Annotated in this window: 17 protein-coding genes; 1 reads left to right on the forward strand and 16 read right to left on the reverse strand. The window is 70.4% G+C overall.

Annotated elements, in window-relative coordinates; genetic code table 11:
- Positions 1 to 4 precede the first annotated feature (4 nt).
- The 12 genes from E1262_RS02200 to E1262_RS02255 form a co-directional block, all read right to left on the reverse strand.
- The gene (locus E1262_RS02200) at positions 5 to 1,276 is read right to left on the reverse strand and encodes a sulfatase family protein (RefSeq protein WP_132101404.1); all 1,272 of its coding nucleotides are present in this window, start codon (positions 1,274 to 1,276) and stop codon (positions 5 to 7) included.
- Positions 1,269 to 2,537 (reverse strand): sulfatase family protein, encoded by a 1,269-nt coding sequence (locus E1262_RS02205; RefSeq protein WP_132101405.1) that lies wholly within the window; start codon positions 2,535 to 2,537, stop codon positions 1,269 to 1,271. The genes E1262_RS02200 and E1262_RS02205 overlap by 8 nt, the downstream gene beginning before the upstream one ends.
- Complete coding sequence (locus tag E1262_RS02210; RefSeq protein WP_162605727.1) at positions 2,534 to 4,366, reverse strand: fumarylacetoacetate hydrolase family protein; 1,833 nt, start codon at positions 4,364 to 4,366, stop codon at positions 2,534 to 2,536. The genes E1262_RS02205 and E1262_RS02210 overlap by 4 nt, the downstream gene beginning before the upstream one ends.
- A 59-nt stretch (positions 4,367 to 4,425) precedes the next feature.
- Entirely contained in the window at positions 4,426 to 6,267 is a 1,842-nt protein-coding gene (locus tag E1262_RS02215) for a glycosyl hydrolase family 28-related protein (protein ID WP_162605728.1), read from the reverse strand.
- Between the two features lie 78 nt (positions 6,268 to 6,345).
- Positions 6,346 to 7,959 (reverse strand): FAD-dependent oxidoreductase, encoded by a 1,614-nt coding sequence (locus tag E1262_RS02220; RefSeq protein ID WP_132101408.1) that lies wholly within the window; start codon positions 7,957 to 7,959, stop codon positions 6,346 to 6,348.
- A complete protein-coding gene (locus E1262_RS02225) occupies positions 7,956 to 8,789 on the reverse strand; it encodes an ATP-binding cassette domain-containing protein (protein WP_132101409.1) in 834 nt (277 codons plus the stop codon). The genes E1262_RS02220 and E1262_RS02225 overlap by 4 nt, the downstream gene beginning before the upstream one ends.
- The gene (locus tag E1262_RS02230; RefSeq protein WP_132101410.1) at positions 8,786 to 9,817 is read right to left on the reverse strand and encodes an ABC transporter ATP-binding protein; all 1,032 of its coding nucleotides are present in this window, start codon (positions 9,815 to 9,817) and stop codon (positions 8,786 to 8,788) included. The genes E1262_RS02225 and E1262_RS02230 overlap by 4 nt, the downstream gene beginning before the upstream one ends.
- Positions 9,810 to 11,339 carry an ABC transporter substrate-binding protein gene (locus E1262_RS02235; protein WP_132101411.1) on the reverse strand — a complete coding sequence of 510 codons (1,530 nt, stop codon included), beginning with the start codon at positions 11,337 to 11,339 and terminating at the stop codon, positions 9,810 to 9,812. The genes E1262_RS02230 and E1262_RS02235 overlap by 8 nt, the downstream gene beginning before the upstream one ends.
- 42 nt (positions 11,340 to 11,381) lie before the next feature.
- Positions 11,382 to 12,266 carry an ABC transporter permease gene (locus E1262_RS02240; protein ID WP_132101412.1) on the reverse strand — a complete coding sequence of 295 codons (885 nt, stop codon included), beginning with the start codon at positions 12,264 to 12,266 and terminating at the stop codon, positions 11,382 to 11,384.
- Complete coding sequence (locus E1262_RS02245; protein WP_132101413.1) at positions 12,263 to 13,192, reverse strand: ABC transporter permease; 930 nt, start codon at positions 13,190 to 13,192, stop codon at positions 12,263 to 12,265. Before E1262_RS02245 ends, E1262_RS02240 begins: the two co-directional genes overlap by 4 nt.
- Positions 13,189 to 14,262, reverse strand: a complete 1,074-nt coding sequence (locus E1262_RS02250; protein WP_132101414.1) for a LacI family DNA-binding transcriptional regulator — start codon at positions 14,260 to 14,262, stop codon at positions 13,189 to 13,191. Before E1262_RS02250 ends, E1262_RS02245 begins: the two co-directional genes overlap by 4 nt.
- 203 nt (positions 14,263 to 14,465) lie before the next feature.
- Positions 14,466 to 15,236, reverse strand: coding sequence for an alpha/beta hydrolase (locus tag E1262_RS02255; RefSeq protein WP_162605729.1), 771 nt, complete (start codon positions 15,234 to 15,236; stop codon positions 14,466 to 14,468).
- Positions 15,237 to 16,643: 1,407 nt separating this feature from the next.
- On the opposite strand from E1262_RS02255, the gene E1262_RS02260 reads away from it, so the two are divergent.
- Positions 16,644 to 17,252 (forward strand): TetR/AcrR family transcriptional regulator, encoded by a 609-nt coding sequence (locus tag E1262_RS02260; protein WP_132101416.1) that lies wholly within the window; start codon positions 16,644 to 16,646, stop codon positions 17,250 to 17,252.
- Positions 17,253 to 17,384: 132 nt separating this feature from the next.
- Here E1262_RS02260 and E1262_RS02265 read toward each other — a convergent pair whose 3' ends face one another.
- The 4 genes from E1262_RS02265 to E1262_RS02275 form a co-directional block, all read right to left on the reverse strand.
- Complete coding sequence (locus E1262_RS02265) at positions 17,385 to 17,984, reverse strand: TetR/AcrR family transcriptional regulator (protein ID WP_162605730.1); 600 nt, start codon at positions 17,982 to 17,984, stop codon at positions 17,385 to 17,387.
- Between the two features lie 22 nt (positions 17,985 to 18,006).
- Positions 18,007 to 19,503, reverse strand: coding sequence for an alpha/beta hydrolase family protein (locus E1262_RS02270; protein ID WP_132101418.1), 1,497 nt, complete (start codon positions 19,501 to 19,503; stop codon positions 18,007 to 18,009).
- Positions 19,500 to 19,673 carry a hypothetical protein gene (locus E1262_RS30120; protein ID WP_162605731.1) on the reverse strand — a complete coding sequence of 58 codons (174 nt, stop codon included), beginning with the start codon at positions 19,671 to 19,673 and terminating at the stop codon, positions 19,500 to 19,502. The genes E1262_RS02270 and E1262_RS30120 overlap by 4 nt, the downstream gene beginning before the upstream one ends.
- Positions 19,674 to 19,860: 187 nt before the next feature.
- Positions 19,861 to 20,496 carry a TetR/AcrR family transcriptional regulator gene (locus E1262_RS02275; RefSeq protein WP_132101419.1) on the reverse strand — a complete coding sequence of 212 codons (636 nt, stop codon included), beginning with the start codon at positions 20,494 to 20,496 and terminating at the stop codon, positions 19,861 to 19,863.
- Positions 20,497 to 20,510 lie beyond the last annotated feature (14 nt).

Genomic DNA, 20,510 nt, shown 5'->3' on the forward strand with positions numbered 1-20,510 from the left:
CCGGCTACCGCGCGGTCGCTCGGCCCGCGGCGCGGGCCTCCGCGGCCAGGCGTTGGCCGGCGATCTCGGCCTCGAACCGGGTCGCCATGCTGGTGAGGTGTTCGAGGACGTCGGGATGGCCGTGGCGCAGGTCGTAGGTCTCGGCCGGGTCGAGCTCGAGATTGAACAGCTGAGGCAGCTCCCTGCCCTGGGCTCGGTTCGGGTCGCGTGGGAAGCGGTCGAGGTGCAGCTTCCACGGCCCCGATCGGACGGCGTTGAGCGTCCACCAATGGAAGAAGAACAGCGGCCGCGGTCGTGGGATCGGTCCGCCGGTGAGGACGGCGGACATGTCGATGCCGTCGATCGGCCGGTCCTGCGGCACCGCTGCGCCGGCCAGGCCGGCGAGGGTCGGGAGCAGATCGAACAGGCACACCGGCTCGTCGGACACCGCGCCCGCCGGGATCCGTCCCGGCCATCGAGCGACGAACGGGACCCGGATCCCGCCCTCGTACGTGTGCAGCTTGGTGCCGCGCAGCCCGCCGGTGCTGCCTTCGAACCACGGCCCGTTGTCGCTGGTGATCACGACGAGGGTGTCGTCGGCCAGGCCCAGGTCGTCGAGCCTGTCGAGAAGGCGGCCGATGTGGTGGTCCAGGCTCTCGACGACATCGCCGTACCTGCCGCCGGCCGACCGGCCGGCGAACTCGTCCCCCACGTGCAGCGGGATGTGCGGCATGGTGTGCGCGAGATAGACGAAGAACGGCTGGCCGGCGTGCCGCTCGATGAAGTCGACGGCCTGATCGGTGTAGGCACGGGTCAGCGCCGCCTGGTCGACGTCGGCGGTGGAGATCTTCTCCCCGTCGAACAGCTCGACCGGATGCATGTCGTTGCTGTAAAGAAGCCCGGCGTACTCGTCGAAACCGTGCCGGGTCGGGTAGTGCTCCGGCCGGCACCCGAGATGCCACTTGCCGAACATCGCCGTCCGGTAGCCGGCGTCGCGGAGCATCTCCGGCAGGGTGTACTCCCACGCCGACAGGCCGGTGCCGTCACGCGGGTTCAGCACCCGCGGCAGCCCGACCCGCTGCGGATACCGTCCGGTCAACAACGCCGCGCGCGACGGGGTGCACACCGCCGAGGCCGCGTACATGTGCCGCAGAGTGATCCCGTCCGCGGCGACGGAGTCGATGCGCGGCGTCCGCAGGATCGTGTTCCCCATACAACCGAGGTCGCCGTAGCCGAGGTCGTCCATCACCACCAGCACGACGTTCGGCCCGACCCCGGCCGCCGACCGGTCACTCATCGTGCACCGGAGCCACGGGTCCGGTCAGGGCCGGATCCTTTGTCTCGACCATCCACTCCTCCAGGCGCGCCGCCAGGCCGGCCCTCACGCTCGCGTACGCCGCGTCGTCGGCGAGATCGCGCAGCTGCCACGGGTCGTCGTCGAGGTCGTAGAGCTCCTCGGCGGGTCGTGGCCGCAGCTGTTCGTCACCCAGACCCAACCGCACCGGGCTGCGCTCGATGTCACCCGAGAACCTCGGCGGCGTGCCCGGTTCGAGATTGCGGATGTAGGCGAACCGGTCCGTGCGGATGCTCCGGATCGGGTCGTACTCGTCGTGGTAGTTCTTCTCGGCGAAGATCTCGGTGCGCCGCGGGCCGGGCTCTCCGCGCAGGACGGCTGCGAAGCTCGTGCCCTGGACGAACGGTGGGACCTCGCCGCCGGCCACGTCGAGCAGGGTGGGCAGCACGTCGACATGACTGAGCAGCCCGTCCGGAGTCGCCGGCGCGATGTCCCACGATCGCGGCGGCCGGGCGATGAACGCCACCCGGATGCCGGGGTCGTACAACGTGCCCTTCGCTCGCGGGAACGCGATCCCATGGTCGGTGGTGAACATGACCAGGGTGGACTCGGCCAGGCCGGCCCGGTCGATGGCGTCCAGGACGCGGCCGGTGGCGGCATCGGCGACCCGGATCGAGCCGAGGAACCCGGCCAGGTCCTCCCGCGTGTGGTGGTTGTCCGGCAAAAACGGCGGAACCTCGACCGTCGCCGGGTCCGCCGGCGGGTACTCCGCCGCCGGATACGGGCGATGCGTCTCGAAGAACCCGACGGTGAGGAAGAACGGCTCCGCCGGCGCCGCCTCGAGCCACTCCACCGCCTTCACCGACACCGGGCCGCATCGTGCCCCACCCGTGGGCCACGGATACACCTCATCGAAGCCGAGCCTGAACGGGTCGCGGCTCTCGTGCTGCTGACCGATGAGAGCGGTCCGGTAGCCGAGCTCGGACAGCAGCGCCGGGGCGGTCCGCTCACCCGGACCGTACTCCCACCCCCTGTTCACCAGGCCCATCAACCCGTTCGTGTGCGGATAGCGGCCGGTGAACAACGAACCCCGGGCCGGGCTGCACAACGGCGTCGTGCAGAACGCCCGGCCGAAGCGCAGCCCCTCGGCGGCCAGCCGGTCCACGGCCGGGCTGGTCACGTCACCGTGGCCGTACGCGCCGAGATGGGTACCGACATCATGCCAGTGGATCAACACCACATTGGGCCGCTCGGTCGTCGTCATGCGCGGCCCGCCGATCCGTGCGGCACGAGATCGGCACGTATCTTGCCGAGACCCTCGATCTCGCCACGGACGACGACGCCGGCGTCGTACTCGTCCCGGGTGAGGACGAGCCGGGCCGCGGTCGACCCCAAGGTGATGACGTCGCCGGGGAACAGCGTGATCATGGCTGAGATGGTCCTGATCAGGTCGCCCGGTCCGGCGATGTAGTACGACGTCGAGCCGCTCACCACCCGGTCGCCGACCTCCAGGGACATGGCCCGGTCGCGCCAGTCGTGGTCGGGCAGCGGTACGAGCGCGTCAGCCACGATGTTGAACCCGTCGGCCCACCGGCCGTACATGGCGGGGGCGCCGCGTTCGCCGGTCCGGGCAGGCTCCACGACCGCGTCGGCGAACGAGCGGTCGCATACCGAGACCAACGGCGTGTACCCGAGCACGATCTCCGGCCCGTCCTCCACCTCCGCCGCGAGCGCACGGACGACGACGGCGAGCTCGATGCTCACGACGAGGTCCGTCGCACGCGGCGGGATCTCGACCGGGGATCCGCCGTTCCCCAACGAGCTCGCGGGACCGTTGAGGAATCGCGGCACCTCGAGCCGGGGCAGCCCGTCGGACTCCTCGGCGGTCTCGTGGTTGCCGAACGCCGTGTAGAAGTGCCGAGCCGACCCGGCCGTCCAGGACCGCGGCGACTCGAGGGCCGACGCGCCGGACGTCGCGATCTCCCGCACCGCATAGGACGGGTGCGACTCCAACGGCATCGCCGGCCGGTCCGTCCCGTCGGCGATGACCACAGGGTTCACCAGCGTGCCGACGTCCTCGATCTCGACCTCGAGGCGCGTCAGCGGGTCGGCCACGTCGTCCGGGAGCACCGGCAGGCCGTCGACGCCCATCGTCGCGAAGTGGATGACGTCGCCCGGGTTGAGCGAGGCGAACGACGAGTACCAGGAGATGACGCGCTCGATCCCCATGAGGGTCGCGCCGCTGTGGGCGCGATCCCGCGTTCGCCCCGACTGCCGGGTGTACATCAGCAGGTCGTACGGATCGCCGATCTCGTCCTTCGTCACGAGGAACGGACCCATGGGGGCGAGGGTGTCGGCCTTCTTCCCGCCCCAGGAGGCGGTCGCCTGGTAGAGCCAGTCGCCGTAGCGTTCCGGCAGCGAGTAGCCGCGCCCGGCGTTGCCGGGGACGATGCCGTAGTAATAGGTGCCGGACACGTCGTTGACCACGGTGTAGCCGGCCACGTGCTCCATCGCCCGCTCGATCGGGATGTACCGGCCGGCCTTGCCGATCACCACGGCCAGCTCGACGTTGTAGGCCATGAGCGGCTGGTGGTTGCCGCCTCTGAAGGTGACCGGTGCGCCGGAGCCGATCGCCGCCCCCTGCGGCCGTTGGTGCCCGAGCGGGAACAAGTTGAGGATGCGGGTGTTCGGGTTGTTCCGCACGAACGACGGAGCGTTCGCCACCAGTCCCCAGTAGAGCCGAGGCCGCGGAACGGGAGCCAGAAGCTCGACCTCTTCCACCGGGTGCCCGGCCTTCGGCAGCAGCGTCGCGTCCGACTGCGCCACGAACCGCTCGACGTACGGCACCAGCCGTGACAACGCGGCCATGCCCTCGTCCTCGAGGGCGAGGAACTCCACGAGCGTGGCCGGCCAGTCGTCCCCGAGGAACCGGGGACGACTGGCGACCAGGCCCGACGACGGGATCGACGCGTACCGGACGACGAAGGCCTCGGCCTGCGCGGGTTCGACCACCCAGACCCGCCCGGTGGCCGGCTCGTCGACGACGAACCCCCACCGTTCGGCGCCGTCGACGAGGTAGCTGGCAAGCCTCACGCGTCGATCCCTTCGCTGTTCATCGCCCGTGCCGTCGGCCGGCGGGCCCATTGTCCCGTTCAGGAGGTCCTGACCAGGGCACCCAGCGGCAGGCGGCGCCACCCCGTGCCGTCGGCGACGGCGAGGATGCCGGCTCCGGTGGACGCATCCTGCACCAGGGCCACGGCTCCCGGCGTGGGTTCCGGCAGGTCGGCCGCCGATACGACCGTGAGCTGCAGGTTGTGCGCGTACACAGTACGGATCTTCCGCTCTGCCGACCCGATGTCGCGGAGGTTGTCGGCGGATGGGATCAGCCCGTTGATGTCCACCCGCATGGCCGCGACGGCGTTGGTGTCGTTCGTCGAGCAGAGCAGCTCGACCGCGGCGGCGCCGGACGCATTGGCCGGGACGACCCGTACACCGCCCTTCACCCCCGGTCCCGCACCGATCGGCTGTTCCGACGCGGCGACGAAGCTGCCGTACGCGTCAGTACCGGCTGCTGGCGCGGCGGTCGCCCGGACCACGAGCGCGCCGTTCTTCGCCGCGGTGAGCTCGTGCTGGTTGGCGCCGACGCTGCGCCGCTCGATGTAGTTCTCCTCGCCGATCGCCTCGGCGTAGACGACGCCCGCGGTGTTGTCGAAGAGGTTCCCGACGATCGTGGATCCGGTCAGCGTCCCGATCACCCGCACCGGGGGCGCCCCGGCGACGGTGTTCGCGCCGAACGCGTTACCGATCACCGAGAGGTCGGTGGCGTCGCCGTTGACGCGCACGGCCGCCCAGCGCTCCTCGGCGAGGAGGTTCCAGTTGTCGAACGAGTTCGCCGAGACCGTGATCTCCGACGCCGCCCGGCCGAAGTAGATCGGCGACCCGTCGACCCAGTTGAAACTGTTCCCGGTGATCGTGACGTTGCGCGCGGCCGCCTCGGGCCGGAACTCGATGGCGTGTCGCGGCCGGGCGCCGCCACCCGGGTCGCCGCCGCCCAGGACGTTGCCGGTGAAGGTGAGGTTCGAGCCACCCGACTTCACGGAGATCACCGCGGCGTCGGCGGCGTTGGTGGCCCCGTTCTCGACGACATTGCCGGAGAAGGTCGAGTTGATGATCCCTCCGGTGAACAACCGCCGGCCGATGTCGAGGATGTTGTTGGCGATGATCGCACCACGGAAGTTGTGCGCGTCGGCGCCGGTCGTCGTGATCGCGAAACTCATGCTGTGGAAATGGTTGCCCTCGATGAGCCACTTGCGCATCCCGTACGGCAGCACGTGGACGTTGCTCCCGGCGACGCCTCCGGTGGGCCACGAGATGTCGAGGCCCACGTCGCCGACCGCGACGAGGTTGTTCGTGAACACCAGTCCGCGCCCGACGTGCTTCACCGCGGTGAAGAACTCGACGAACGTGCACTCGGTGATCGTCGCGTCCATGTCGTCGGTGTTGGACTGTGTGCCTCGGCCGGCATCGCGGGCGATGTGGATGCCGATCGTGTTCGTCAGGCTCGCCGGCGCGACGAAGGAGAGCCCGCGGACCGCGGCCAACGGCGCCTGCAGAAGGATGCCGGTGCCGTTGAAGTCGACGTCGATGATCGACGTCCGCGATCCCATCGTCCCGGCGCCGGCGAGCACGAGGCGGTTGAAGTTCGGCGCGAGGTTGCCCTCGACGTCCGGGATCACGAGGGTCCGGGTGATCCGGTACGTGCCGGGCGGGAAGTAGACGATCTTGTTCGGCTTGGTCAGCTGGGCGTCGATGGCCTGCTGGATGGCGTTTGTGTCGTCGGCGGCGCCGTCGCCGACGGCGCCGAAGTCCTGCGGGGTCGCGGCGCCGGCCAGGTCCACGGCGGGTGCTGCCTGCGCCGACGCGCTGACGGCGCCGAGCGTCGCGGTGGCGACTCCCGCGATGCCCGCGGTACGGAGCAGATGACGCCTGTTCACGGGTGTGACCATGCTGCTTGTCCCTTCGTTGGGTGGAGTAGCTGGTTCTCGTGCGGTGACAGGACGGTCCGTCGGCCGTCAGTAGCCCTTCACCTCGGGCCAGGCGAGCTCGAACCCGTCGGCGACGAGCTCGCTCTGGAAGGTGTCGAGCCGGACGGCGTCGCCGCGTACCTGCTCCGGGGTGAGCGAGTGGGCCAGGCAGTGCGCGGCCAGGGCGCCCGCGGCCTCGCCGATGTTCCACTCGACCGGGTGGAGGCGGTAGCAGCCGTTGGTGATGTGCGTCGTGCCGAGGTTCTTCCCGGCGGCGAGCAGGTTGCGCACCCGGACCGGCAGCAGGGCACCGAGCGGGATCTGGAACGGGCTGCTGGGCACGTCGATGTAGTTGTCGCCGCCGGTCGACGGGTGTAGGTCGATCCGGTACATCCCGATGCCGACCGAGTCCGGGTACCGCACGGCGCCGGCATCCCCGCGGACGGTCATCGACAGGTCCTGCTCGACGATGGTCGTGTGTGCCTTGATGCGGCGGGACTCCCGGATGTACGGCGCCATGGCCAGGCCGTCGGTCGTGCCCATGACGTCGGGCCGCAGCCGCAGACCCGGCCAGCCGGCGCCGCCGCCGGGCCGGGGCGCTTCGGTCTGCAGCCAATAGAGCATGCTCAGCGAGAGCTGCCGCGCGCCCTCCAGGTGCTTGGCGCGCTCGTCGTCGGAGACCCCGGCCAGCGGACCGGGCAGGTAGTCGATCATCGGCCAGTTGACGACGGTGACGTCGCTCGCGGCGAGGCCGGGCTCGTACTGCTCCCGGGCGAAGATCCGGCGGAACAGCCACAGGTCGCGGTCGCCGGGGTCCTTGCTCTGGTCGGCCACCACCCGGCCGGCGGGGGCATGCGGCACGAACGTCCGCGTGAACGGCACCAGCGTCCGCGGGTCCGGGGCGGTGAGGCTGAGCAGCCGATCCGGCCAGAAGTCCGGCTGGTAGTCGCGCCAGAACCCGTACTGGTCGGGGCGGTCGATCGTGTGGTCCTCGCCTTCGCGGTGCTCGACCGCGAACACCCACGAGAACGCCTGCTGGTTGAGCGGCTGCGCCTCACTCGGTGCGCTCGGCTCGCCGGTCTCGGACTGCGCCTCGAAGCCGATGCTGTGCTCGACCCCCGCCAGCGGCAGCAGGTCGCCGAGCTCGGTGGCGTCCAGGACGTACGACGCCTCGATGGTGCACCCCACGCCGTCGCGAGCGACGACGGTGACGGCCGTGACCCGGTCGCCGTCGGTCTGGGCGGCGACGGGGCGGTGACCGGTCAAGACCCGCAGCGTGCCCGCGGAGCGGTACGGGGCGAGCATGCCCTCGATCACGGACAGGGCGACCCGCGGCTCGTGACACAGGCGGCTCACCCGGCCCAGACCCGGATTCAGGTCGGCCTGGCGGCGCGCGGCCGCGGTGAGCGGGTACCAGGTCCGGTAGTAGTCGCGCACTCCCTCACGGAACGCGCGATACGAGCGGGTGCACCCGAACTGCTCGATCCACGGATGCTCGTCCGGCGGGACAGCCTGGCTGGTGAGCTGCCCGCCGAGCCAGTCGCACTCCTCCGTCACGGTCACCGACCGGCCGCGACGCAGCGCCGCCAGAGCCGCCGCGACCCCGCCCACACCTCCGCCGACGATCAGGATGTCGGTGTGGAGGCTCGCGTCCGTACTCAACTGATCTGCTCCCGTGTGTACTCGAACCCGACGTTCGTGCCTTCCAGGTCGTGGGCGGCGCTCAACAGCCCTTGGGTGTACGGATGGGCGGGCGCCGTGAACAGCTGCTCGGCCGTCGTGCACTCGACCAGCTCGCCCGTCTTCATCACCGCCACCCGGTCCGCGATCTGCCGTACCACCGCGAGGTCGTGCGTGATGAAGAGGATCGACAGGTCGTGCGTGCGCTGGAGATCGACGAGCAGGCGCAGGATCTGCGACTGGACCGACACGTCCAGAGCCGAGACCGCCTCGTCGCACACCAGCAGGCGCGGTCGCAGCGCCAGCGCTCGAGCGATGCTCACCCGCTGGCGCTGGCCGCCGGACAACGCCGACGGGCGGCGGCCGGCGACGCCCGCGTCGAGACCGACGTCGGCGAGCACCTCCGCCAGCGCCTTCCGGCGATCGCCCTTCGGCGCGACCGCGGGATGCACCTTCCACGCCTCGCGGATGATCGCGCTCACGGTCATTCGCGGATTCAGCGACGAGCCGGGATCCTGGAACACCATCTGGATGGCGCGCTGCAATTCCGCGGGCCGCTTGTCGATCGGCCCGAGCGCTCGGCCCTCGTACGTGATCGTGCCCTCCTGCGGGCGGACGAGCCCGAGGACACAGCGCGCGACGGTCGACTTCCCCGACCCGGACTCGCCGACCAGCGCCAGTGTCTCCCGGGCCCGGATGTCCAGGTCGACGCCGGCGACGGCCTGGACGATCGTCCGAGCTGCGCGCAGCGACCGGCGGGGTCCGGGGAACGCCACCCTGAGGTCACGGATCTCCAGAACGTGCGAACTCACGGCTCCACCTTCTCGGAGAAATGGCAGGCGCTGAACCGGCCCGGCTCGACCTCACGCAGGAGCGGCACCTCAGTGCGACAGCGGTCCTGTGCCATCGGGCAGCGCGGATGGAACGCGCACCCGGTGGGCCGGTCGAACGGGTTGGCCGGGGCGCCCTGCAGCGGCTCGGCGATCGCCGACTTCGTGCTGACCGCCGGCACGTTGTTCGCCAGTGCCCGGGTGTACGGGTGCAGCGGGTGCTCCAGCACCTCCCGCGCCGGGCCGCGCTCGGCGACCCGGCCGGCGTACATGACCACCACATCGTCGGCGACGTGCGCCATCACCCGCAGGTCGTGGCTCACCAACAGCATCGCCATGTGCTCCTGCTCGCGCAGGTCGGCCAGCAGCCGGAGGATGCGCGCCTGGGTCGTGACGTCGAGGGCGGTCGTCGGCTCGTCCGCGATGATCAGCTGTGGCTCTCCGGCCAGCGCCATCGCGATCATGACCCGCTGCCGCATGCCGCCGGACATCTCGTGCGGGTACACGTCGATCCGCTGGTGCGGGTCCGGGATCCCGACCCGCTCCAACAGCTCCAGGACCCGGGCTCGGACCTGCTGACGCGACATGCCGCCGCGCCGCAATATCTCGCCGACCTGCCTGCCGATCGTCTGGATCGGGTTGAGCGCGGCCAGCGGGTCCTGGAAGATCACACCGATCTCCCGGCCACGGACCTGCCGGATCCGGCGAGCGGCCGCGGTGAGGAGATCCTCCGACCTCCAGGTGACGCGACCCGCGGTCTCCGCCTCGGCCGGCAGCAGCCCGACGATCGACATCGCGCTCATCGTCTTGCCACTTCCGGACTCCCCGATGAGGCCGGTCGTGCGGCCGGCGTCCACGGCGAAGGACACCTTGTCGATGACGGTACCTGGAGTGGCACCCGACGGCAGCACGACCACGAGGTCCTCCACCCGGAGCAGAGGCGCTCCGGGTGCGTGGGCCGCGTCGCCTGCCGCGGGTGCCGCGGCGGTGGACGAGTACTGATCAGTCACCCGAGACCGTGACCTCGTCGAAGTAGGGCACGCCGTCCGGGACGGGCTGGAAGCCCTCGACGCTGGTCCGCCACGCGTACGGCTGCTCTACGAACATCGGGTACATGCCGACCGCGTCGTTCCAGATGATCTCGCTCGCCTGCGCATACAGGTCCTCGCGCTGCGCCGTGTCGCTCGTCGAGCCGGCCTCGGCGAGGATCTGATCGAGTTCCTCGTTGCAGTAGCCCATGCGGTTCGCCGCGCACGTGTAGAGACGGCCCAGGTTGGTCGCCGCGTCGAACCCCTGCGTCCCGAGCTGCTGGAGGTTCATGTCCCAGTTCAGCGCCAGCAGGTCTTCGAGGAAGACCGCCTGCTCCTTCTCCATCGGCTCGACGGTCACGCCGATCTCGGCGAGGTCGGAGACCACCGCGTCGACGAAGTTCCGGAAGTTGGCCTGCGAGAACTGCCACCGGATCACGGTGTTCTCGTAGTCGAACCCGGCCGCGTCCAGCGCCGCCTTGGCCGCCTCCGGGTCGTACTCCACCGGCTCCTGCGGTGCGTAGCCGAGCACGGCGGGGCTGATCGGCGAGTCCGCCGGTGTTCCCGTCTCCGGGTACAACGAGCCGATGATCGACTCGAAGTCGACCGCCTGCCACAGGGCCTGCCGCACAGCTGAGTCCTGCAGGGCCGGCGTGGAGCTGTTCATCCACATCGTGAAGACGGCCGGGCTCGCGACGTTCTCGACAGTGATGTTGGAGTCCGACCTCAGCTGCGCGATCTGGTCATCGGGCATGGCCCAGGTGACGTCGACCTCGCCGGTCTGCAGCGCCGTCATCCGAGCCGCCACCTCGGGGATCGACTGGAACTCCAGGGAGTCAAGGGCCGGCTCGCCGTCCCAGTAGCCGGGGTTCGGCGCGAGCTGGAGCGTCGCCCCAGGCTCGAACGACTCCACGACGAACGGCCCGGACCCGATCGGATCCTGGAAGAAGCCTTCGTTCGCGGCGGCCTGCGGCGTGACGAAGAACGAAGAGACCTTGCCGAGGAACGCGGCGTCCGGCGTCGGAGAGGTGAAGACCACGGTCGACTCGTCGGGTGCCGCCGCGGTGTACCCGCCGAAGTTGCCGGCGAGCGGACCTTCCCCGGCCAGGACGCGGTCGAACGACGCCACGACGTCGGCCGAGGCGACAGGAGTGCCGTCGGAGAACTCGACCCCTTCACGCAGGGTGAACGTCCACACGCTGGCGTCGGCGTTGGGTTCCCACGACTCCGCGAGCTCCCCCTCGAACTCGCCGGGACCGTTGCTGACGACGAGCTGGCTGAAGATCGCCCGAGCCGCGAGCTGGGTGCCGGCGTCCAGGCTCGCCGCACCGTGGGGGTCGAGGTTCTCGATCGGGATCGGCCCCGCGACGGTCAGGTCGCCGCCGGCCGCCTCGGAGCCACCGGTCTCAGACGCCGGGTCGTCGGATGAGCAGGCAGCAGCCCCGATGAGCAGTGCGACGGCGCCTGCGGCCGCCGCCAGCGATCGCCGAGTACGGATAGTCATGTGCGGGAGTCCTTTCGTCGTTGGAAGTGAGCGGCCAGCGCCCTAGTCCCGCTTGCGCGTGAACCGCCGGGTGAGCCTGTCGCCGACCAGGCCGATGCAGATGACGAGGATCGTGAGCGCGATACCGGGGAAGACCGTGATCCACCAGGCGGTGCTCAGGTGCTCCCGGCCGCCCGCGATGGCCTGTCCCCACGACACGATGTGCGGGGGAAGACCGAGACCGAGGAAGCTGAGGGCCGCCTCGGACAGCACGGCCGATGCGAGTTCGATCGTGGCCAGGGCGACGACCGATCCGGCCAGGAACGGAACGATGTGCCGCTTGAGGGTGGCCGGCTTGGAGACGCCCATGATGCGGGCGGCGTCCACCCAGTCGCGTTCGCGGGTGGACATCGTGATACTGCGCGACAGCCGCGCGAAGCCGACCCAGCCGCCAACCGACAACGCGATGATCACGACGTGCATGCCGCGCTCGAGCAGGCCGGCGATGACGATCGCGAGCAGGATGCCGGGGAACGCCATCAGGATGTCGATGGTCCGCGAGACGACGGCGTCGGGCAGCCCGCCGGAGTATCCGGCGATCGCGCCGAGCGCGACACCGATCAGGCAGCACACCGTGACGACGGCGATGCCGATGATGAACGACGTCCGCGCGCCGTACACGACCTGCGCCAGAACGTCTCGTCCAACGGCGTCGGTGCCCAGCCACGCGGTACCGGACCCCGTCGCCGATCCCGGGGGTAGCAGGCGCTCGGTGACCTCGGTGGCCACCGGGTCGTAGTCGATCAGGAACGGGCCGATCGCCGCCGCGAGCACGTAGACGCCGATGATCACGTAGGGAATCGCGGCGAGGGGCCGCCGGCGCCGGCGCCGGACGGGAGGTGCGGCCGGACCGGGGGCCTCGGTGAGCAGGATGTCCGACTGGGTCATCGGCGCGCCTCCAGACGGATCCGAGGGTCGAGCTTGGCGTTGACGATGTCGGCGGCCAGGTTGAGGACGATCACGCACAGGGCGATCAGGACGGTGGCTGCCTGGACGACCGCGTAGTCACGGTTCCCGACCGCGCTGACCAGCAGGGACCCGAGCCCGGGCCACGCGAACACGGTCTCGATGATCACGGCGCCGCCGAGCAGTGTCCCGACCTGGAGACCGACGACGGTGACCACGGGGATGAGCGAGTTCTTCACGACGTGGCCGGTGAGCACCTGCGTCTCGGTGAGGCCCTTGGACCGGGCGGTCTGGACGAAGGCCTCGGACATCGTCTCGGCCACGCCACTGCGGGTCATGCGGGCTACCAGCGCTGTGAACGGGATCGACAGCGTGACCGCCGGCAGGACGAGGTTGGCGAGACTGCCGCCGCCGGCACTGGGCAGCACCTGCAGCTGCAGCGCGAAGATCAGGATGAACATGATGCCGACCCAGAACGGTGGCAGTGCCTGGAGGCCGAGAGCGAACGTGGAGACCGCCCGGTCGAGGACGCTGCCCGGCTTCTTGCCGGCGAGGACGCCGAGGATCAGGCCGGCGATGATCGCGATGACCGTGGCGGCCAGGGTGAGCTCGACGGTCGCCGGGAAGCGCTCGATCACCTGATCCATGGCCGGGCGGCCGAAGCGGTAGGACTCTCCGAAGTCGAGCCTCACGACGTCGCCGAGGTACGAGAAGTACTGGACCAGCAGGGGCCGGTCGAGGCCGAGCGTGTGCCGCAGCGCCTCGATCTCCGCCGCGCTCGCGTCCGGGCCGAGTGCCACCGTGGCCTGGTCGCCGGGCGCGAGCCGGACCACGATGAAGACCGCGGTGACGACGCCCCAGATGGTGAGGAGGCCGATCGCCAGCCGCTTGACGATGAAGTAGGTCACCGCGGCGGTCCCTTCGGCGGTGCGGGCGGTTCGGCGATGGAGACGCCGGGGATCGGCGTACAGGCGACGTTCAGCTGACGAGGTTCGCCGTCGTCGTTGTCCAGCAGGTCCAGGAGCAGCCGGACGGCCTCCCGGCCCATCTCCTCGCGGGGCAGTGAGAAGCGCGTCCAGTCGCGGGCGCCCTCGCCGAGGGGCGGGTCACCGAGCAGGACCACCGAGCAGTCCTCGGGGATGCGAACACCGGCCTCGGCCGCGGCTCGCTCGACCGCGGCGATCGTGGAGTCGTCCTCACTCGGTTCCACCAGCAGGGCCGTCACGCCGGCGGACAGCCAGCTGCGCAGCAGGTCACCCGTGATGACGCCGTGGTCGTCGATGGGGTGGACGACGCAGCCGTCGCCGGCGATCCCCACGTCACCGAGCCCCAGCCGGAACCCGGACTCGCGGTCCCGGGTCGGTTCCTGATCTCCGCTCAGCTTGAGGTACGCGAGATGCCGATGCCCGCGATCGGCGAGCGTCCGGACCATGTCCCGAGTGGCGCCCACGTAGTCGGCGGCGACGTACGACAGCTCCTCACCGGGGACCTCGCGGCGTCCGATGAACACGAACGGGAAGTCCTCGTGGACGAGTTCGGCCAGGTCGTCGCGGTGCAGATGGCGACCGAGAAGCACGCAGCCGTCGGCCACCTTGAGCCGGTTGACCCCGCCCGCGTAGATGCGTCGAGTACCCCCGGCCGTGGCCGAGCTGAACAGCAGCAGGTCGTAGCCGTAGCGAGCCGTCGCCTCCTCGACGCCGAGCAGGAACGGGAAGTAGAAGTCCCGCTGGTCCACCGGAAACACCGGCTCGAACGTGTACAGGCCGAGCATCCGGGTACGTCCGCCCTTGAGCCTGCGCGCCGCGGCGTTGACCGTGTATCCGAGCTCTGCGGCGGCCTCGAGCACCGCGCGGCGGGTCTTCTCGGCGACCTGGTCGCTCGCCGCGCCACCACTGATGACCAGCGAAACCGTCCCCTGGGAGACGCCCACACGCCGGGCTATGTCCACCTGGGTGGGGCGCCGCCGTTGCGCTGCCATGGCCATCCTTAATACGTATTGATTCCTGATGGGCGCTCACGTTACGGACAGATGACGCGCGCCGTCAAGAGCCCGTCGACGACTCGTCCCGAGCTGTTATCGAAGGGCCGGGTAGCCGTCACAGGCGACACGATGCGAGTACCGCGGGCTCGTCATGGGGCGCGTTCTCGTCGCGCCGCGCGGGCGTCGACAAATGCCGCCGGTCAGGGCTTGTCGATGACCGCCAGGCGGCTGAAACGAGCCATTTCCCAGGTCGTCCTGTCGAAATAGCTGACGTTTTCGTCATCGGGTCGCCGACGGGCGCCGTCGCGCGGATTGAAGAAACCGTGGCGCTGGCCGGGGTACAGGATGACCTCGGCATACCCGCCGTGCGACATCACTGCCCGGGCGAAATCGACGGAGTTCTCGTGGTGCACGGCGGTATCCGCCGTGCCGTGCATGACCAGCACGGGCGGAGTTCTCGAGCCGACGTGATGCACAGGCGAGTAACGCCGGGCGTGATCGTCGTTGTCAAAGTGCCGTCTGCCGAATCCGGCCGGGAACTCACCGCAGGTGTTCGTGACCGGATTCAGCAGGACGAGAGCGGCCGGCCGGTGGTTCGGATCGGTGTCCGGCAGGTCGAGCACGGCCGTCGCCAGTGCCAGGTGGCCGCCGGCCGAGCCGCCGATCGCCACGATGCGCTCCACGTCGCACCCGATGTCCCGGGCGTTCTCGACCACGGCCCTCATGGCGGCCACCGCATCCGCGGCGGCCGCCACGGGGCCCTCCATGCGGTACTCGACGAGCACGGCGAGCATGCCCAGCTCGTTCAGGCAGGACGCCTGCGGCAGAAACTGCCTCCACGTTCCGCGGACCCACCCGCCCCCGTGGTAGAAGACCGCCGTCGGCACCGGCGAGCTGACCGGCTCGCGGGATGGCGACACATGAAGGAGCATCGTCCGGCCGTCAACTGTCCTGTAGGGGATCTCGCGCACGGTGTCCGAGGATGCGCGCGCAGCCCACATCAGTGCCGACGCGTCACCCATGGGGGAACGACTCGAGGAGTGGCTCAGATCGGCCGTCCTGGCGGAGAGATCAGCCACGATGTCCCGTCCGACACCGCCAGCGACGCTCGACCCCACGGGCATCGGTGATCACGGCGGTGGCGCCGGTCAGGCCAGCCGGCGACGGGAGGTCGGACGTCTCGCAGGGCGTGATCGCGACGCGGGTGGCTTCAGGCATGGTCATCCCCCATGGAGATCGTGGCCGACGACGGACGCCGAAGCGGCAGAGGATGTCGAGCAGACATCCAGGCGTTAATACGTATTAAAGCGTTGCTGATGGTGATCGTACGCGCGAAGAGCACCGAGGGTCAACGGGCTGCGAAGGGCGGTGCCTGCCGGGTGCGCGAGGCGCGCCCCAGTACAGCTCGAGGAACGACAAGTCACGGTGTTAGCCGCCGTTGTCGATGACGATGGGTCGTCGTCGACGTTGACGACCAGGCGTGGACAACCGGTCCGATGTCGGATGGGTCGTGTGCGCCGTCAGCGTGGCGTCGTACGGGGCTGCCGCACACGGCGACGACGACCGGGTACGGCTTGATCATGGAGAAGGTCGGCTCTGCAGTCGCGGGAAACCCGACCCTTCTCCGTGATCGACTCGGTGGCGGCGGTGTGAGCCGCCATGGGTAGCTCATCCAGGCGCTGCCCGCTGCGGCGGCCGGGCGTCCCTGCCCGGCGGCCGGTCGTGGTCGCGGGTGGTGACATGAGCGCCAATTGTTGGCGCTGGTGTCAACACGCCCGGGTCGTGTTCGGTGCCCTGGCCGGGTCGGCCAGGCCCGCGGGCGCGGCCGACGCCGTGCCGATCACCCGGCCTCGCCCGTGACCGCCAAATCCTCCTGATCAGTGACGCCATCATCGGCCGTTTCAATGGCGGCTCACAGTCACGGCCTTTCTGGGACGGCACCGCGTGGGCTCAGCACGTCGAGGGCAGCGGTAGCAGCGCCAACGTCAGCAGCGCCGCCGCTCTGAGCCATCGCCGACGGCGAGGCGACCAGAGTGGCGCGGAGCGGGCCTCTGCTAGGCGCCAGCGCACTCGGGCGGTAGCAACCCGGCCGCCCGGCGGACCGCTCGCGGCGCGCAAGACCAGCGCCTCACTCGTACAGGTCGCGCTTCGAACAGCCCTGCGGAGGCCGCGGCGGCAGCCGGGCAGATCTCTGCGTTGCACTGGCCGGCATCGTCACGCGGTCCCGGAACCGCAGCATGCTCCGAGTGGTTCAGAGCGTGCCGCGTCACCGAGCAGCGCAATGTCCCGCGAGGACCAGCCGCTGGTTGCCCGTTTCCTCCAGCGACGGGCACTTGACCTAACGCTGTTATGTAACAACGTTAGGTTATGCTCGCCACGTGGGTAGACCTCGGCTCCACGACGACGCGCTCCGCGACCGGCTGCTGGAACGGGCGGCCGCGACCGTCTCGTCCGACGGCGTCGCGGCGCTGAACCTGCGCGCGCTAGCGGCCGAGGCCGGCACGTCGACGGCGGCGGTGTACTCACTGTTCGGAGGCAAGCCCGGGCTGGTCTCGGCGCTGTACAAGCAGGTGTTCGCCCGGTTCGCCGAGCGGCTGGCGGCGGTCGGGGTCAGCGACGACCCGGTCGCCGACATCGTCCAGCTCGGCCACGCCTACCGCGAGAACGCGCTCGCCGATCCGCACGGCTACCGCGTCATGTTCGGCGGCGAGCTGCGCCCAGCCGACGTCGGGCGGCGCGCGGCGCGGTCCGGCGCGCGGACATTCGAGCCGCTGCTCAAAGCGGTCCGGCGGGCGGTCCGCGCGGGCGCGTTCCCGAAGCGGCCGCCGGCGGAGTCGATCGCCACCGCGCTGTGGGCCAACGTGCACGGGCTGGTGTCGATCGAGCTCGGCGACTTCATGCCGCGGGAAGGCGATCCGGCGGCCGTCTTCGAGGCCGCCATCCGGGCCAACGTGAGCGGCTGGGTGGCGTCCGCGCGTGGTCGGTGACGGCGCCGGCACGCACGGAGTACCCGTATCCACACCTGCTCGAGATCGAGTATCGGGCCATATGGCGCGGCGAGTTGGCCGATGTTCGGGCCGCGGAACACCCACGCCGTGTGCGGACACTCTGGCGTGCAGCTATGCGACGATCTGCTTCGTCAGCGTGCGGAAGCGGCTGAGGTTGTCATGGCATGCCTCACGGAGAAGTTCGTCGGCGTCCGTTTCGGCGACGGTGTGGAGCCGGCCAGTGAGGATGTTGTTGATGAGCAGGACGTTGGCGATGAACTGTGCCGCACGGTCTGAACCGAGTCCGGCTTCATCGCGCACGATGCGGTAGATGGCGAGCAGGCCGTCGCGCGCGACCGATCCAGTGACCGCGTCGTGGCCGAGGGCGAACATGTGGGTGATGCTGAGCAGGATGCCCCTGTCGGCGATCAGTTCGACAAGGGCGTGCGCAAGGCGTTGCTCCATAGGCTCCGCTGACCCCGTATCGGCGATCGCCTGGCGGAAGGTTTCGCTGACCGTGTCGATGGCACGGCGGGCGACATCGAGGAACAACTGTTCCTTCCCACCGAAGCTGCGGACCACGAGCGCCTGGCTGATTCCGGCCCCGGCGGCGATCTGGTCGGTGGTCGCGCCGGCGTAGCCACGGTCACCGAAAACGACGCTCGCGGCGGCGAGGATCGATTCTCGCCGCTCGGCCGCGGGGACGCGCTTGCCGGACGGGGTCTCGGTCATCCTTGTGTCACTACTCCCTTGCTCACCAGCGTGGCTCGAATACGCCCCAGTAGGCGACGCTGAGGACCATGAGAGCCGCCACCGCGCCATGCGAAGCGAGCAACACCTGTTGCGCACCCTCCGGCGCCCAGCCGTGCCGGCGGGCCGTCAGCAGCGCCGCGCCGGCCGCCGCCCCGGCCACCACGGCCAGTAACCCGGCTGCACGCACCAGGCCCCAGCCGACCTGAAAGAGCAGCTCACCGCCGTTGCGGGTGTAGCCCAGGCCGATCGTCAGGCCGACATAGGCCCACATGACGGCGTAGGCGGCGATGCCCGCCCGCATCGCCCGCCGGCTGCTCCGCAGCACGGCGGCGCACTCGCCGGCACCGGCCGGCAGCCGCCGCCGCACGATAGCGGGCACGACCAGGGCGCCCACGACGGTCAACAGCACCGTCGCGATCAGCCCCGGTGTGCCGCCGTACCAGGGCGTGCGCGGCACCGGCGTGGTGGCGTACCGCTGGACCGGCAGCGGGCCGGCCACCGGTGCGGCGGCCGCGGCCGAGCCGGGCAGACCCGTGATCCAGTCGGTCACGGTGCGCACGTAGCCGGGGGCGTAGTCGCCGTCGCGGCGCAGTCCGTGGTCGGCTCCGTCGAAGAACCGGACGGCGTGCGCCGTGTTGCCGCCGCGCCGCAGGTCGTCGACGATGTGGCGGGAGCTCTCGGCGGGCGGGACGAGATAGTCGTTCGTCCCGTAGATGACCAGCGCGGGTTGCCCGACCCCGGCCCAGACCCCGGTGGGCGGGTCCAGATGCAGGGTGAACAGGTGCCCGCCGCCGAGGATGCGCACGGCGAGCCGGCCCGCGCCGGCCGGTGCCCCGGCCGCGGCGAGGCCTTCGTACACCGACCAGGCGGTGTTGCGCAGCGGGCCGCGGATCGCACCGCCGACGGTCACGACGAACGCCACGCCGGAGTCGCGTGAGGCCGCGAGCGGAACGACACGGCCGCCCTCGCTGAGTCCCCACAGCCCGGCCCGCTCGGGGTCGACGTCGGAACGGTCCCGCATGACCGCGACGACGGCGCTCGCGTCCTCGGCCAGTTGGTCGAAGTCGCGGTTGTCGAAGTAGGAGTAGTCCGACCGCTTGTCATAGGCGACGGCGACGATGCCGGCCCGGGCGAACCGCTCGGCCAGGCCGAAGAACGACGACCGGTCACCCGCCCCCGCGCCGTGCACGAACGCGACGGCGGGGTACGAGCCGGGCGCGTCCGGGGCGAACACCGTTGCGGCCAGCTCGTCGCCGCGGACGGGGACCGAGATGTCTTCCCGGACCACCCCGTGCTCGGCGTCGCCGTCGGACGGCGCCGAGCCAGTGTCGACGGGTGGCGGCGGCCGATCCGTCAACGGCGGCGCGACGTACGGCTCCGGCCGCCAGTCCTGTGCGGGCCCCAGCAGCCGCCCGGCCACACTGAGCAGGACGACACCGACGACCGACGCCCCCAGGACCGCCAGGCCGAGCCGGGCGGACGGGACCGCCGCTCTCACCGGGGCGCCACGGCATCGCGCCGCGACGAACGGGACAGCAGCGCCCGGAAGGCGGCCTGCTTCCACATGCACAGACCGGTCAGCGTGGCCAGTGGGACCACCACGAACATCATCGCCGGCCGCATGCCGTCGGTCACGTGCTCGGGCGCATAGACATACGTTCCCAACACCAATGCGACGGCCACATGAATTGTTCGTAACAATACTCGCGACTTGCGTGGCGACAACCGCATGGCACTCCAATTCATAATTGATGTAACGACCACAAACATTAAATTGGCGCACGAGCGGAGTCAAGCACCCGTTCGCTGGACGAACACGCCCTCGACGCCGCCGGCGCCCTCGTGCCGCGCGGCCCTAGGCCTCGGGCGTGCCGGCGAGACCGGTGAGCAGGGTCCGCAGGGTGCTCGCGATGTCCGTGGTCGTGTCGGACTCGAACGTCGCCATGCCGTCGATGCGCAGGATCGCCACGCCGTGCGCCAGCGCCCAGGCGGCCCGCTTCGCGGTGCCGGCGTCGACGGTCAGGCGCCCGGCCCGGCCGGCCTGTTCGAGCGTCTGTTCCAGCAGGTCCAGGGCGGCCAGCCCGGCGGCGGACGCGGGCAGCCGCTCCTCGACGGAGAACATCAGCCTGAACAGTTGCGGCTCACGGATCGCGAACTGGACGTACTCCATGCCCAGCGCGATCACCCGGTCCAGCGGATCGTCCCAGGCGGTGAGGTCGACGGCGTTCATCGCCACCTTCAGCTGCTCGAACCCGCTCTCGGCGACGCAGGCCAGCAGTTCCTCGCGGCTCTCGAAATGCCGGTACGGAGCGGCCGCCGTGACACCGGCGACCCGGGCGGCCTCGGCTAGCGTGAACCGGTGCGCACCGCGGGCGCGCACCAGCGCGACGGCGCTCTCGATCAGCGCCGAACGCAGGTTGCCGTGGTGATACCCGGCCTTCGCCAGCAGGGACCGTTCGGTGCCCGCTTGCGGAGAACGACGAGGCGTCATCGTCGGCGATTGTA

This window comes from Jiangella aurantiaca (assembly GCF_004349105.1).
Lineage (GTDB): Bacteria > Actinomycetota > Actinomycetes > Jiangellales > Jiangellaceae > Jiangella > Jiangella aurantiaca.